Here is a 15,190-nt window from a genome sequence, read left to right as displayed (position 1 = left end):
TCCCGACCGGCGACGGGTCGCCGGGAGCCGACGGCGGCTAGAGGAGGGACTGCGCGATGCGGCGCACCTCGGCCTTGCGGCCGGCGCGCAGCGCGTTGATCGGCGAGTCGCCGATCGCGTCGTCCACCGTGAGCATCCAGCGCACGGCTTCGTCGTCCGAGAAGCCGTTGTCGTTCAGCACGATCAACGTGCCCCGGAGCTCGGGCCGCGGCTCACCGTCCTCGAAGAACTCGCTCGGGACGCGCAGCACACCGCCGATGCGGGCGGGCAGCAGGGTGCGCTGCTCGAACAGGCGGTGGACGCGGCCGGGGCTCACGCCGAGCATCTCGACGAGGTCCGGGACCGTCAACCAGCGTTCGGAAAGGGTCATGTCATCCGTGGGTGTGGCACTCACACGCCCATGTTGCCAGAGTGCCGCGGAACCGAGCACCAACTCACGAGTCACATTCGTCACACACTTCACACTCGACTCTCTGGTTGACTTGCGATTCACGACATGCCAGCGTGGAGCCACCTGTGAGTGCGCGCCTGCGTGCGCACGGCTCACCCGGAGACAGGAGCACACCGTGGACACCGAAGCCCAGGACCGCGCTCGACGCGCACGATCTGCACGATTCGCCACCATGCCGATCGTCCTCGCCGGGACGATCGCCGTGACCGCAGGCCTCACCGGCCCGGTCGCCCACGCCGAACCCCGCCACGACGACGACTCGAACAACAAGCGCCACGTGGACGAGGACCAGAACGTCGGGCACCGCTCGGTCTTCGGCACCGCGGTCGCCCGCCCGTCCCAGACCACGGTGACCACCGTCGCGTCGGTGCAGCAGGCGCCGACCACGTACACCGTGCGCCAGGGCGACACCGTCTCGGGCATCGCCGCCCGCTACGGCCTCTCCGCGCAGGAGATCCTCGTGCGCAACGGACTGGGTTGGAACACGATCATCCACCCGGGGCAGTCGCTCCACCTCGCCTCGACGCCCGTCGCGACCACCGCCAGCGCGACCACCTCGTCGAGCGCGACGTACCACGTCAAGCAGGGCGACACGATCTCGGGCATCGCGGCCAGGGTCGGCGTGCCGACCAGTGCGCTCCTCGGCGCGAACAAGCTCTCGCTCGGCAGCGTCATCTACCCGGGCCAGTCCCTCACCGTGCCCCGCGCCGGGTCCTCGGCACCGGCGGCAGCGGCCGCTGCTCCGACCTCGGCTGCTCCGGCCGCCGCTGCTCCGGCCGCGTCGAAGGGCGGATCGGTGACCATCGGCAACGGTGACACCATCGCGTCGATCGCGGCCTCGCACGGCGTGTCCGTCTCGGCGCTGCTCTCCGCCAACGGCCTGACCTACACGAGCACGATCTACGCAGGCAAGACGCTCGTCCTGCCGTCGTCCGGACCGTCGCTCACCACCGAGCAGCGCGCGAACGCCGAGACCATCGTCAGCGTCGGGCGCTCACTCGGCGTGTCCGACCGGGGCCTCGTGATCGCGCTGGCCGCCGCCATGCAGGAGTCCGGTCTCCGGAACCTGTCGCACGGCGACCGCGACTCGGTCGGACTGTTCCAGCAGCGTCCGAGCCAGGGTTGGGGCACGGCGGCACAGCTGCAGGACCCGACCTACGCGACCAGGCTGTTCTTCGGCGGGAAGTCGAACCCGAACGCCGGGAAGACCGCTGGACTGCTCGACATCCCGGGCTGGTCCACGAAGAGCGTGACGGACGCCGCGCAGGCCGTGCAGCTCTCCGCGTACCCGGAGGCGTACGCCCAGTGGGAGAAGTCGGCGACCGCCTGGCTGGCGACGCTCTGAACACGACCGCGAGCGGGCCCGGCTGCCGGTCCCGTGAGCGGTCCGGGGTCATCCGTTCGATCGAGATTGCATCACGACCGGTGCGCCGATGCGGTGTCGTGCACTCCGGATTCGTAGAATGCCGCCGATGAGCACGAACGCCGCCACGGATCCGATGATCGGTCGCATGATCGATCAGCGGTACCGCGTCCGATCCCGCATCGCGCGCGGGGGCATGGCGACCGTGTACCTCGCGACCGACGTCCGACTCGAGCGCAGGGTCGCGATCAAGATCATGCACGGCCACCTGGCCGACGACGCGGCCTTCCGCGAGCGCTTCATCCAGGAGGCCCGTTCCGCAGCACGGCTGTCGCACCCGAACCTCGTCGGCGTGTACGACCAGGGCGCAGAGGGCGACACCGCCTACATCGTCATGGAGTACATCCCGGGCATCACGCTCCGCGACCTCCTGCAGGAGCACCGCGCGCTGACGCCAGAACAGGCCACCGACATCATCCGCGCCGTGCTCGCCGGGTTGGCGTCCGCACACCGAGCCGGGATCGTGCACCGCGACCTCAAGCCCGAGAACGTGCTGCTCGCCGACGACGGCCGGATCAAGCTCGGCGACTTCGGGCTGGCCCGTGCGTCGACGCAGAACACCGCGACCGGAGCGGCGCTCCTCGGCACGATCGCGTACCTCTCCCCCGAGCTCGTCACGCGCGGCGCCGCCGACTCCCGCAGCGACATCTACGCCGTCGGCATCATGCTGTACGAGATGCTCACCGGCGAGCAGCCGTACAAGGGCGAGCAGCCGATGCAGATCGCCTACCAGCACGCCAACGACACCGTCCCCGCCCCGAGCGCCGTGGTCCCCGGCGTTCCGTCGGAGCTCGACGACCTGGTGGCATGGGCCACGGCGCGCGACCCCGACGACCGTCCGCGGGACGCCCGCGAGATGCTCGACCACATCACCGGGAACCAGCAGCGCGCGACCGGGCAGTACCGCACGGCGGTGCTCCGACCGGAGAACGCCACCGCGATCCTCCCGGCCGGCGCTCCCGGTCCTGACGCGTCCGACGCCACCACGGTCCTCGAGCCGCACGGCGGACGACAGCCATCGGGTGAGACCACAGCGGCGAAGCGTGCAGGCAAGAACACCCCGGGACCACGACGCATCGGGGTGGACCCGAACGCGCTCTCCCCCGCCGGGCAGCGGCTCGCGGACAAGTCTGCGAAGCGACGCAAGCGCGGCTGGATCCTCCTCGCCGTCTTCGTCGTGCTGGCGCTGGTCGGTGCCGGCGTCGGCTGGTACTTCGGCCCCGGCCCTGGTGGCAACGTGCGGATCCCGCAGGTCGCCGGCAAGTCCGTGTCCCAGGCGCGCCAGTTGCTCGAGGCACAGGGCCTGCAGGCGGCGGACAAGACCGGTACCCGGTTCGACGCCGTCGTGGCGAAGGGACAGGTGTCCGCGACGGCCCCCGCGGCATCCCGAGAGGTCCGCAAGGGCACCTCCGTGCAGATCCTGGTGTCCAACGGACCGAAGATGATCGCCCTCCCCGCGATCGTCGGGCAGTCGGTGTCCACCGCGCAGGCCGCGCTCGACGACGACTTCGACCTGCAGGACCCGCAGTACCAGTTCTCGGCCGACGTCGCGAAGGACACCGTCATCGCGGCGACCGGGCGGGACGCGGACGGCAACGGCGTCGACCTCACCACGGTCACCGAGTACGGCGAACGCGGCCCGATCACCCTCACGGTGTCGCTCGGCCCCGTGCCCGACGTCGTCGGCAAGTCCGCCGCCGATGCACAGGCGGCGCTCGAGGCCGTCGAGCTCACGGTCGGGTCGCAGGACCAGCAGTACAGCGACGACGTCCCGGAGGGACAGGTCATCTCCGCGAAGCCGCAGGACGACCCCGTCGTGCAGGGCACGGCCGTCGACCTCGTCGTGTCGAAGGGCCCGGCGCCGATCGCACTGCCCGACGTGCACGGCAAGACGATCAACCAGGCGACCTCGACCCTCGAGAACCTCGGGTTGAAGGTCTCGGTGCCCGACTGCACGAACATCCTCTGCGGGTTCTACGACTGGAAGGCGAGCCTGCCGGTCAGGTCCACGGACCCCGCGGCGGGGACCACGGTCCACAAGGGCGACACGATCACCCTGGCCTACGACCAGTAGCCGCGCGGTTCCGCCCGCGAGACGACGGACGGGAGGCCCGGTGCCAGCCGGCACCGGGCCTCCCGTCCGTCTCGTGGTCCCGACTACCGCGCGGTGTGCGGGTGCGCGCTCAGTTCCTCGGCCACGAGGAACGCCAGCTCCAGCGACTGCATGTGGTTCAGGCGCGGGTCGCACAGGGACTCGTAGCGGGTCGCGAGGGTGGCCTCGTCGATCTGCTCCGACCCGCCCAGGCACTCCGTGACGTCGTCGCCCGTGAGCTCGACGTGCATGCCACCCGGGTACGTGCCGGCTTCGCGGTGGACCTCGAAGAAGCCGAGGACCTCGTCCACGACGTCGTCGAACCGGCGCGTCTTGTAGCCGGTCGGCGTCGTCAGGCCGTTGCCGTGCATCGGGTCGGTCACCCACAGGGGGTTCGCGTCCATGCCCTTGATCGCCTCGAGGAGCTTCGGCAGCTCGTCGCGGATCTTGCCGGCACCCATGCGGGTGATGAAGGTCAGACGGCCGGGCTCGCGGTTCGGGTCGAGCTTCTCGATGAGCGCTTCCATGTCGGCGACCGACGTGGTCGGGCCGAGCTTGACGCCGATCGGGTTCCGCACGCGGGACAGGAAGTCCACGTGCGCACCGTCGAGGTCACGCGTGCGCTCCCCGATCCAGATGAAGTGGCCCGACGTGTCGTACGCCTCGCCGGAGCGGGAGTCGATCCGGGTCATCGGGCGCTCGTAGTCCATGAGCAGGCCCTCGTGCGAGGCGAAGAACTCGACGTGCTTGAGCTGGTCGAAGTCCGCGCCGCACGCACCCATGAACCGGATGGCGCGGTCGATCTCCTTCGCGAGGTGCTCGTAGCGCGCGTTCGCCGGGTTCGACGCGAAGCCCTTGTTCCACGAGTGGACCTGGCGGAGGTCCGCGAACCCGCCCTGCGTGAATGCGCGGACGAGGTTCAGCGTGGACGCTGCCGTGTGGTACCCCTGCACGAGGCGACGGGGGTCCGCCTGACGGCTCTCCGGCGTGAAGTCGTAGCCGTTCACGATGTCCCCGCGGTAGGCCGGCAGCGTCACGTCGCCACGGGTCTCGAAGTCGCTCGAGCGCGGCTTGGCGAACTGCCCGGCCATGCGACCCATCTTGACGACGGGCATCGAGGCGCCGTACGTCAGCACGACGGCCATCTGCAGGATCGTCTTGACGCGGTCACGGATGGAGTCCGCGGTCGCACCGGCGAAGGTCTCGGCGCAGTCACCACCCTGCAGCAGGAAGGCCTTGCCCTGCGCCGCAGCAGCGAGGCGGTCGCGGAGCTGGTCCACCTCGCCCGCGAAGACGAGCGGCGGGAGCGTGGCGAGCTCGGCCGAGGCGGCCTCGGCGGCGGCCTGGTCGGGCCAGCTCGGCTGCTGCTTGATCGGGAGCGTCCGCCAATAGTCGAGGCCCTCGATCACGTCCGGATCCTGCAGGGCGACGAAGTCGGTCGACTCGAACAAGGGAGTACCTCGGTGTTCTGGGAGTTGGTCCGTCCCGGCGGGGATGCCGGGACCATCAGAGCCTAACGTGCAGCCGTGCCCTGGCGTTCCCGCATGACCTTCTCGCGCGCCGAGCTCGCGCGCTCCTTGACGCTCGTCGCGTAGACGTCGGCGTACTCCTGCCGGCTGAGCCCGGCGAGCTCGTGCATGACCTCGTCCGTGACGCTCCGCAGGATGAACCGGTCGGTCTCGAACCCCTGGAAGCGGGAGAAGTCGAGCGGCTTGCCGAAGACGACGCCGACGCGCTTGAACTTCGGGATGCGCTGCCCGATCTGCTGCACCTCTCGCGTGCCGATCATGGCGACGGGGATCACCACGACGCGGCCCTCGAGGATCATCCGCGCGATGCCGGTACGGCCCCGGTAGAGCTTGCCGTCGGGGCTGCGCGTGCCCTCCGGGTAGATGCCGAGCTGCTCACCACGCGCCAGGACCTGGAGCCCGGTGCGGAGCGAGGCCTCCGACGCCTTGCCGCCGGAGCGGTCGATCGGCAGCTGACCGATCGCGTTGAAGAACGTCTTCGTCGCCCAGCCCTTGAGCCCACGGCCGGTGAAGTAGTCGCTCTTCGCGAGGAACGACATCCGGCGGTCCAGCACGGCCGGCAGGATCACCGAGTCGATGAAGGACACGTGGTTGGACGCGAAGATCACCGGTCCCGAGGTCGGGACGTACTCGCGCCCGACCACCCACGGCCGGAACAGCGTGAGGATGAGCGGACCGAGCAGGAAGTTCTTCAGCAGCCAGTAGAGCATCGTCGACTCCGGTTCGGGTGGTGCGTCAGGCGGTGCGGGCGTGGATCCGTGCGAGGTCCGCGGCACCGACGACGCCGGCGTCGTTGACCAGCTCGGCGATGACGAACTCGGGCTCCGGGTGGTACCCACGGGCCGGCAGGTTGTTGAGGTAGGCCTGACGGATGGGCTCGAGCAGCCGCTCCCCCGCGCTCGCGACGCCGCCGCCGAACACGAACAGCTGCGGGTCGAGCACGGCGGACAGCGAGGCACACGCCTCACCGAGGTGCCGGCCGAGACGACGGAGCGCCGCGAGCGCACCGGGGTCGTCTGCCAGGATCAGGTCGCCGACGACCTTGCCGTCCAGGTGGCCGCCGTTGTCGTCGCGGGCCTGGGCGAGCGCGACGCCGATGCCGCCGGCGTCGGCGACGTCGTTCGCCATGCGCTGCAAGGCGCGACCGGAGCCGTACTGCTCGATGCAGCCGCGGGCGCCGCACCCACACGGCAGGCCGTTCGGGACGATGCGCAGGTGGCCGATCTCACCACCGGTGCCGAAGCCGCCGCGGAACAGACGGTCCTCCGTCACGATGGCCCCGCCGACACCGGTGCCGATGGTGAGCATCGTCATGTCCGACACGAGCCGGCCGGCACCGAAGCGGAACTCCGCCCAGCCGGCGGCGTTCGCGTCGTTGTCGACGGTGATGTGCAGGTCGCCGAGCCGCTGCTGCAGCTTCTGGCGGAGCGGTTCGTTCCGCCACCGGATGTTCGGCGTGTAGTAGACGATCGACTGCGACGCGTCGATGAACCCCGGCGCCGCGACACCGACGGCCCCGACGTCCTGGGAGTCGCGAAGTCGCGAGACCATCGCGACGACGTCGTCGAGCATTGCGTCCGGGTCCGCAGCGTTCGTGGCCACACGGTCCTCGGCGATGATCTCGCCCAGTTCCGTGACGACCGCTCCCGCGATCTTGGTGCCCCCGATGTCGATTCCGATGGCGTGCACGAGGACCGAGCCTACCGGTTCGGTGCGTACTCATCGAACGCGCGACCTCGGGCCCTATGCTGGGAGCAGAGCTCTCGAAGATGAGAAGCACTCGAATCGAATCGGCCGACAAGGGAGTCACCGTGAACGATCAGCGGCCCGCCACAACCAGCGCAGCCACCACCCCGTCCAGCCAGGCCCCCGTCGCGCCCGACCACGGTTCGGCAGCGCGTCTGCTCGCCGACCGCGCACGGCTCACGCCGGACCGTCCGATCCTCGGTGAACGCCACGGCGACACCTGGACCACGATCCCCGCGTCCGACGTCCTGGCGCGTGTCCGCGGCATCGCCAAGGGGTTCGTCGCCGCCGGGCTCGAACCCGGCGCGCACGTCGCGATCCTCTCGCGGACCCGACTCGAGTGGACGCTCGTCGACTTCGCGATGTGGACCGCCGGGCTGGTCTCGGTCCCGGTCTACGAGACGAGTTCCCCCGACCAGATCCGGTGGATCCTCGGGGACTCCGAGTCCGTGGCGATCGTCGTCGAGCAAGAGGATCACGCCCGCCGCGTCGCCGGCATCGCACCCGACCTGCCGCACCTCGGGCAGCACTGGACGATCGACGGCGGTGGACTCGACGACCTGACCCGACTCGGTGAGGACGTCACCGACGAGGAGCTCGACGCCCGCACCGCAGCGGTGCACGGGCACGACGACGCCACGATCATCTACACCTCGGGCACCACCGGTCGCCCGAAGGGGTGCGTGCTCCGGCACGACAACTTCACGGGCACGGTCGAGGGGGCAGCCGAGGCGATGCCCGAGGTCGTCGCCGACGACGCGTCCACACTCCTCTTCATCCCGATGGCCCACGTGTTCGCGCGGTTCATCGCCGTGATGAGCGTCGCCGAGGGCGTCCTCGTCGGCCACGAGCCGGACACGAAGGACCTCATGCAGGCCGTGTCGACGTTCAAGCCGACGTTCCTGCTCGCGGTGCCGCGGGTGTTCGAGAAGATCTACAACTCCGCCGAGCAGAAGGCGGACCTCGGTGGGCGGGGCAGGATCTTCCGCGCAGCCGCCGACACCGCCGTCGCGCACTCCCAGGCCCTCGCGGCCGGCAAGGTGCCCCTCGTGCTGTCGCTGAAGTTCCGTCTGTTCGACAAGCTCGTCTACGCCAAGCTCCGCGACGCGATCGGTGGTCGCGTCCGGTACGCCATCAGCGGCTCCGCTCCCCTGTCGCCCCGGCTGTCGCACTTCTTCCGCTCGATCGGGGTGCTCATCCTCGAGGGCTACGGCCTCACCGAGACCACGGCGCCCGCCACCGTGAACCGCGCAGCCGAGCTCCGCATCGGGAGCGTCGGTCGGGCACTCCCCGGCGTCGAGATCCGCATCGCCGACGACGAGGAGATCCTGATCCGCGGCGTCGACGTCTTCGACCGGTACTGGAAGAACCCCGAGGCGACCGCGAAGGCCTTCGCCGACGGCTGGTTCCGCACCGGCGACCTCGGCCGGCTCGACGGCGACGGCGTGCTCACGGTCACCGGACGCGCCAAGGAGCTCATCGTCACCGCGAGCGGCAAGAACGTGGCACCGGCGCCGCTCGAGGACGGTGTGCGCGAGCACCCGCTCGTCGGGCAGGTCGTCGTGGTCGGCGAGGGCAAGCCCTTCGTGGCCGCGCTCGTGACCCTCGACCGGGACATGCTCCCCGGGTGGTGCGAGGCACGCGGCATCAGCCCGGCACTGTCCGCTCACGAAGCCGCCTACGACGAGCGTGTGCTCGCCGCAGTACAGGACGCCGTCGACACCGCGAACGGGCGGGTCTCCCGTGCCGAGTCCGTCCGGTCGTTCACGATCCTCGACACGGAGCTGACGGAGGCGTCCGGGCACCTCACGCCGAAGCTGACGATCAAGCGGAACGTCGTGCTCAAGGACTTCGCGGCGGACATCGAGCACATCTACTCGGGCTCGAAGGTGCAGACGACGGCGACGCCGGTGGTGCAGGGACGCAGGCGGTCCCGCGCGTAGGAGGTCGGTTGTTCCGGCCTCCTACGCGCGAATCGGCTTTCGATTGCGGGTGCGATGGGTCGGAACGCGACCGCAAGGAGGCCCGGTGCCGGTCTCAGGGACCGGCTCCGGGCCTCCAGTGCGTTGCGTTCATGGCGTGCGGTGCGTCGTCGACGGCACCGCGCGCGGTCAGCCGTTCTGCTGCTGCTGCACGTCCGTGGGCTCGAGCACGGCGGTCGCCGACGTCGTCGACTGGACCGGCTCGGGGCGGCGGTTCGTGCGGGTGCGGTGCGAGCTGAGCTCGTCGTCCTGAGGTGCCATCGTGCGTCCTGTGGGGGGTGGGAAACCGTGTCGGTGGGGATCCCGACCCGGACACGGTACCTCCTCGTCAGGACATGGCGACAATCCCGCGTCCGGGTGTCACGAACGTGCGGGGAACCGCAGCCGCGCGTGCGGGATCAGCGGCGCATGACGACGGGTGCCGCGGCGTACCGCGTCGCCTCGCTGCCGTCCGGGTGCCGCAGGGTGACCTTGACCCAGTACCGCCCCGGTGCCATCGAACCGAGCGTGAACTTCGCCCCGTTCGTCCCCTTCGCGACCGCGACGTCCTTCGCGATCGCCACGTACCCGCGGCTCCCCGGCGGGTGCATCCCGACCGCGACCGTGGCCGTCGAGCCGGCGACCCACGCCGCGTCGTGGAACTGCACCGTCGTCGAGCCCGCCGCCGCCGGGTCGGCGCGGAGGTGCAGGGATCGCAGGTGCCACGTGGCGGCTCCCGGGTCCTCGTTCGGGTCGAACCGCAGGCTGGTCACCGTTCGACCACCCCAGCCGAGGCGGGGAGCGATCGCGTTCTCGTCGAGCGGGTCACCTGCGGTGAGGTCGAGGGTCACCTCCGACTGGTTGCCGGAGTCGTAGGTCAGGATGTCGTTGCTGATCTGCGGCGTTCCCGACCCGGACACGTTCCAGATGAGCCGCGCCATCTTCCCGCCACCGGGATTGCCGGACAGGTCGAACTTGCCGTCGTAGGACATGTCGAACTGCAGGTAGTGGTAGGTGTTGCCGGAGAACGCGGACCCCGGGAACAGCACCCTGGGGTCGTTCTGCGCGGGCCCGGCGTTCCGCGCCGTGATCCCCCGTGCGTCGCGCGTCAGGAGGGTGGCGTCCTGGTAGCGCACCGCCCCTGTCGCCGGTGCCGATCGGAAGTCCCACGAACGACCGCGCTGCACGGCAGCGAGGTCGGCGCCCTGCGACGGGTTCGGCGAGTCGACGACGAGTTGCGGCGCCGGGGTCACGGTGTACGCGCCGTACGCTCCCGGCGGCATCGCCGCGTGCGGGTGCGCCGCGTCCGGTGCGGCGTGCAGCCGGACCCAGTCGATCTTCGCCGTCCCCGCCTTCGCGGTGTGCGCCGGCAGGACGACCGGGTCGAACCGGACGACGACCATCTTCGCCGAGCGCCACGCACGCTTGCCGAGCAGGGTCGACGAGGCGGCGAGGTCGAGGTCGTAGGTGTTCTTCCCCTGCACGGTCGGGAAGGTGACGCCGCCGCCGCAGGCCGCGGTCTGCTCCCGGCAGGTGAACCAGTAGACCGCGCCGATGCGGTTCGCCAGCGGCTGGTCCATCGAGAACGACAGCCGCGTGTACTTCGCGGTGTCGACCGGCTGGAGTGCACCGTCGCGACCGAACGGCACGCTGCCGGAGATCGAGTGCACGAGCATCACCGAGTCGCCGTCCGTGAGGTCCACGTTGAGCGAGCCGCCGGAGACACCGGACGGCGCCGCCGTGAAGCTGGTGTTCGCGTCGCCGGAGTTCGTGAAGTCCCAGGCGTCGCCGTAGACGTCGGTGGCGTAGTCGGCCGCCTCGCGCTCGGTGCTGGTCGCGGCCGTCGCCGGTGCGGTCGACGCACCCGTCGCCGTCGCCGTCGTCACGGCGGTCGCCGCCGCGATGACGGCCAGCGTCAGTGCGACCACCCGCCGCGTGGTCGTGGTCCGTCGTTCCATGGTGCGCCCCTGCCCCGTCGTGGTGAACGGGTCGAACCTACGTGGAACCAGGCCGGAGCGGACCCCCACGATCGGGTGTCCGCCACTTCGGGGACAGGTCGGCCCTAGTGGAACCAGTCCTGTTCGCGGATGTCGCGGAGCGCCTGCCTGCGGGTCTCCGGGGCCAGCGTCATCACGTAGACGGTGCCGTCGAGGTGGTCGACCTCGTGCTGGAGCGCCTCGGCCATGAGCCCCGTGCCCTCGAGCACGACCTCGTTGCCGTCGACGTCCACGCCACGGACCTTGGCGTAGGGGTGACGGGTCGTCGGGTACGAGAGCCCGGGGACGGACAGGCAGCCCTCGTCCATGAGCTCGGGCTCCCCGGACACCTCGACGACCTCGGGGTTCAGGACGTACCCGACCTCGCCGTCGACGTTGTAGGAGAACGCGCGCAGGCCGACACCGATCTGCGGGGCCGCGACGCCGGCGCGCCCCGGCTCCTGCACGGTGTCGACGAGGTCCTGTACGAGGTCGCGGATGCCCGCGCTGCCGAGTTGCTCGGGTCGGATCGGGTCCGCCGGGGAGCGGAGGACGGGGTCGCCGAAGAGGCGGATGGGACGGACGGTCACGTTACTGCAGCACCACCAGGAGGTCGCCGGCGTCCACTTGTTGGGTCGCCGGGATCGCGAGACGGCCGACGGTGCCCGCGACGGGCGCCGTGATGGCCGCTTCCATCTTCATCGCCTCGATGCTCGCCACCGGCGCACCGGCTTCGACGACGTCACCGACGGCGACCTTGAGCGTCACCACGCCGGAGAACGGCGCCGCGACGTGCTTCGGGTCGGACTTGTCCGCCTTCTCGGCGGCCTTCGTCTCGACGTGGATCGAGCGGTCGCGGACGTACACCGGGCGGAGCTGGCCGTTGAGCGTCGCCATGACCGTCCGGATGCCGCGCTCGTCCGCTTCACCGATCGCCTCGAGCCCGACGAGCAGGTTCACGCCCTTGCCGAGCGGCACGACGTGCTCCTCGCCGGGACGCAGGCCGTAGAGGTAGTCGACGGTCGAGACGACGGAGAGGTCGCCGAAGTCGTCCCTGACCTGCTGGAACGCCTTCGTCGGGCCGGCGAACAGCAGCCGGTTCAGGGCCTGCCGGCGGTCGGCGCCCGGGGTCTCGAGTGCCGTGCGCTCGTCGTCGGGCACCGGGGTGATGGTCGGGACGATGTCGCGTCCGGCCAGCACCTTCGTCCGGAACGGCTCCGGCCATCCGCCGGGCAGCTCACCGAGCTCACCGGCCATGAAGCCGATCACCGAGTCCGGGATGTCGTACTTCTGCGGGTTCTCCTCGAAGTCGGCCGGATCGGCGTCCACGGCCGCGAGCTGCAGCGCGAGGTCGCCGACGACCTTCGACGACGGCGTGACCTTCGTCGGGCGACCGAGGATCCGGTTCGCTTCGGCGTACCAGTCCTCGACCTGCTCGAAGCGGTCGCCGAGGCCGAGCGCGATGGCCTGCTGTCGGAGGTTCGACAGCTGACCGCCCGGGATCTCGTGCTTGTAGACCCGTCCGGTCGGACCCGCGAGACCCGACTCGAACGGTGCGTACACGCGACGGACCGCTTCCCAGTAGGGCTCGAGGTCGCCGACCGCGTCCAACGAGATGCCGGTGTCGCGCTCGGTGTGCGCGAGGGCCGCGACGAGCGCGGACATGCTCGGCTGGCTCGTCGTGCCCGCCATCGGTGCCGCCGCGACGTCGACCGCGTCGGCGCCGGCGCCGGCGGCAGCGAGGAGCGTCGCGAGCTGTCCGCCGGCGGTGTCGTGCGTGTGCACGTGCACCGGCTGGTCGAACCGCTCCCGCAACGCGGTCACGAGCTTCTCGGCGGCGCTTGCACGGAGGAGCCCCGCCATGTCCTTGATGCCGATGACGTGCGCGCCGGCGTCCACCATCTGCTCCGCGAGGCGCAGGTAGTAGTCGAGCGTGTAGAGGTCCTCGGCGGGGTCGAGGAGGTCGCCGGAGTAGCAGAGGGCCGCCTCGGCGACCGCGGTGTCCGTCGCGAGCACGGCTTCGAGCGCCGGTCGCAGCTGACTGACGTCGTTCAGGGCGTCGAACACGCGGAACACGTCCACGCCGGTGGCCGCGGCCTCGGCGACGAACGCGTCGGTGACCTCGGTCGGGTAGGGCGTGTACCCGACGGTGTTGCGCCCGCGCAGGAGCATCTGGATCGGGATGTTCGGCATCGCATCGCGCAGGGACGCCAGGCGCTCCCACGGGTCCTCGCCGAGGAAGCGGAGCGCGACGTCGTAGGTCGCGCCGCCCCAGGCCTCCATGCTGAGCAGCTCCGGGGTCAGCCGCGCCACGGACGGCGCCACGGCGACGAGGTCCTTGCTGCGGACCCGCGTCGCGAGGAGCGACTGGTGGGCGTCGCGCATCGTCGTCTCGGTGACGGCGAGGGCGGTCTGCTCGCGGAGGGCCCTCGCCCATCCGACCGGACCCAGCTGCAGCAGCTTCTGGCGCTGACCGGCCGGCGGTTCGGCGGTGAGGTCGACGGTCGGCAACTTCAGCGCCGGGTCGACGATCTGCGCGCCGGGTTCGCCGTTCGGCTTGTTCACCGTGACGTCGGCGAGCCAGTTGACGACCTTCGTGCCGCGGTCCTTGGACACGTGTCCGCTGAACAGCTGCGGACGCTCGCCGATGAACGCGGTCGAGATGTCGCCCCGCGCGAAGTCGGGGTCCTCGAGCACGGCCTGCAGGAACGGGATGTTCGTGCTGACCCCGCGGATGCGGAACTCGGCGAGGGCGCGCTTGGCACGGGCGACGGCGGTCGGGAAGTCCCGGCCGCGGCACGTCATCTTCGCGAGCATCGAGTCGAAGTGCGGGCTGATCTGCGCGCCGGTGGCGACCGTGCCGCCGTCGAGGCGGACCCCGGCGCCACCAGGGCTGCGGTAGGTGGTGATCCGCCCGGTGTCCGGTCGGAAGCCCTGGGTCGGGTCCTCGGTCGTGATGCGGGTCTGCAGCGCGGCGCCGTGCACGGACACGGTGTCCTGCGACAGGCCCAGGTCGGCGAGGGTCTCCCCCGCGGCGATGCGCATCTGCGACTGCACGAGGTCGACGTCGGTCACCTCTTCGGTCACGGTGTGCTCGACCTGGATGCGCGGGTTCATCTCGATGAAGACGTGCTGTCCGGCACGCTCCCCGACGGTGTCGAGCAGGAACTCGACGGTTCCGGCGTTCACGTAGCCGATCGACCGGGCGAAGGCCACGGCGTCGCGGTGCAGTGCCCGGGCGATCGACGGATCGAGGTTCGGCGCGGGCGCGATCTCCACGACCTTCTGATTGCGGCGCTGCACGGAGCAGTCCCGCTCGAAGAGGTGGATCGTCCCGGAGTCGGTCCCGGTGGCGTCGGCGAGGATCTGCACCTCGATGTGCCGCGGACGCAGGACCGCCTGTTCGAGGAACATCGTGGGGTCGCCGAACGCGCTGTCGGCCTCGCGCATCGCTTCTTCGAGCGCCGGACGCAGCTCGGCCGGGGTCTCGACGCGGCGCATGCCACGACCGCCACCACCGGCGACGGCCTTCGCGAAGACCGGGAACCCGATCGCCTCGGCGCCGGCGACCAGCTCGTCGACGTCGCGGCTCGCCGGGGTGCTCGCGAGGACCGGCACGCCGGCCGCGATCGCGTGTTCCTTCGCGGTGACCTTGTTGCCGGCCATCTCGAGGACGTGCTCGCCGGGTCCGATGAACGTGATCCCGTTCGCGGCGGCAGCGGCGGCGAGGTCCGGGTTCTCGGACAGGAAGCCGTAGCCGGGGTAGATCGCGTCCGCACCGGATTCCCGGGCGACGCGGATGATCTCCGACACGTCGAGGTAGGCGCGGACCGGGTGGCCCCGCTCGCCGATCAGGTACGCCTCGTCCGCCTTGAGACGGTGCAGGGAGTTCCGGTCCTCGTATGGGTAGACGGCGACGGTGCGGGCGCCGAGTTCGTACGCCGCGCGGAACGCGCGGATCGCGATCTCGCCACGGTTGGCGACCAGGATCTTGCGGAACACGCGGGCCCTT

11 protein-coding genes are annotated in these 15,190 nt (G+C 70.7%); 3 read left to right on the top strand and 8 right to left on the bottom strand.

Features of this window, described 5'->3' with window-relative positions; translation table 11 throughout:
- Positions 1-37: 37 nt before the first annotated feature.
- Positions 38-370 (bottom strand): Rv2175c family DNA-binding protein, encoded by a 333-nt coding sequence (locus AAEP80_RS10400; protein ID WP_281264174.1) that lies wholly within the window; start codon positions 368-370, stop codon positions 38-40.
- A gap of 253 nt (positions 371-623) precedes the next feature.
- On the opposite strand from AAEP80_RS10400, the gene AAEP80_RS10395 reads away from it, so the two are divergent.
- The gene (locus AAEP80_RS10395) at positions 624-1,796 is read left to right on the top strand and encodes a LysM peptidoglycan-binding domain-containing protein (RefSeq protein WP_420364359.1); all 1,173 of its coding nucleotides are present in this window, start codon (positions 624-626) and stop codon (positions 1,794-1,796) included.
- A 127-nt stretch (positions 1,797-1,923) separates the two neighbouring features.
- Complete coding sequence (gene pknB, locus AAEP80_RS10390; protein WP_420364358.1) at positions 1,924-3,948, top strand: Stk1 family PASTA domain-containing Ser/Thr kinase; 2,025 nt, start codon at positions 1,924-1,926, stop codon at positions 3,946-3,948.
- Between the two features lie 83 nt (positions 3,949-4,031).
- On the opposite strand, the gene AAEP80_RS10385 is transcribed toward pknB, so the two are convergent.
- From AAEP80_RS10385 to AAEP80_RS10375, 3 genes are all read right to left on the bottom strand, one after another.
- Positions 4,032-5,375: a class II 3-deoxy-7-phosphoheptulonate synthase gene (locus tag AAEP80_RS10385; protein WP_420366859.1), complete on the bottom strand. Its 1,344-nt coding sequence runs from the start codon at positions 5,373-5,375 to the stop codon at positions 4,032-4,034.
- Positions 5,376-5,479: 104 nt separating this feature from the next.
- Positions 5,480-6,205, bottom strand: coding sequence for a lysophospholipid acyltransferase family protein (locus tag AAEP80_RS10380; RefSeq protein ID WP_420364357.1), 726 nt, complete (start codon positions 6,203-6,205; stop codon positions 5,480-5,482).
- 25 nt (positions 6,206-6,230) lie between these two features.
- Positions 6,231-7,184, bottom strand: a complete 954-nt coding sequence (locus tag AAEP80_RS10375) for an ROK family glucokinase (RefSeq protein ID WP_413602206.1) — start codon at positions 7,182-7,184, stop codon at positions 6,231-6,233.
- Positions 7,185-7,306: 122 nt separating this feature from the next.
- Between AAEP80_RS10375 and AAEP80_RS10370 the strand changes: the two genes are divergently transcribed.
- Complete coding sequence (locus tag AAEP80_RS10370; protein WP_420364356.1) at positions 7,307-9,184, top strand: AMP-dependent synthetase/ligase; 1,878 nt, start codon at positions 7,307-7,309, stop codon at positions 9,182-9,184.
- Between the two features lie 168 nt (positions 9,185-9,352).
- Here AAEP80_RS10370 and AAEP80_RS10365 read toward each other — a convergent pair whose 3' ends face one another.
- The 4 genes from AAEP80_RS10365 to AAEP80_RS10350 all read right to left on the bottom strand — a co-directional run bounded on the left by AAEP80_RS10365 (position 9,353) and on the right by AAEP80_RS10350 (position 15,180).
- Complete coding sequence (locus AAEP80_RS10365) at positions 9,353-9,484, bottom strand: hypothetical protein (protein WP_413602208.1); 132 nt, start codon at positions 9,482-9,484, stop codon at positions 9,353-9,355.
- 137 nt (positions 9,485-9,621) lie between these two features.
- Positions 9,622-11,160 carry a hypothetical protein gene (locus AAEP80_RS10360; RefSeq protein WP_420364355.1) on the bottom strand — a complete coding sequence of 513 codons (1,539 nt, stop codon included), beginning with the start codon at positions 11,158-11,160 and terminating at the stop codon, positions 9,622-9,624.
- Positions 11,161-11,264: 104 nt separating this feature from the next.
- On the bottom strand, positions 11,265-11,768 hold the full coding sequence (locus AAEP80_RS10355; RefSeq protein ID WP_413602210.1) for a peptide deformylase: 504 nt from the start codon (positions 11,766-11,768) through the stop codon (positions 11,265-11,267).
- A 1-nt stretch (position 11,769) separates the two neighbouring features.
- Positions 11,770-15,180, bottom strand: a complete 3,411-nt coding sequence (locus AAEP80_RS10350) for a pyruvate carboxylase (RefSeq protein WP_420364354.1) — start codon at positions 15,178-15,180, stop codon at positions 11,770-11,772.
- Between the last annotated feature and the right edge of the window lie 10 nt (positions 15,181-15,190).

This window comes from Curtobacterium sp. L3-7, from assembly GCF_048756585.1.
Taxonomy (GTDB): domain Bacteria; phylum Actinomycetota; class Actinomycetes; order Actinomycetales; family Microbacteriaceae; genus Curtobacterium.
The sequence above is the reverse complement of the archived record's forward strand: the minus strand, read 5'-3'. Positions and strand labels throughout refer to the sequence as shown.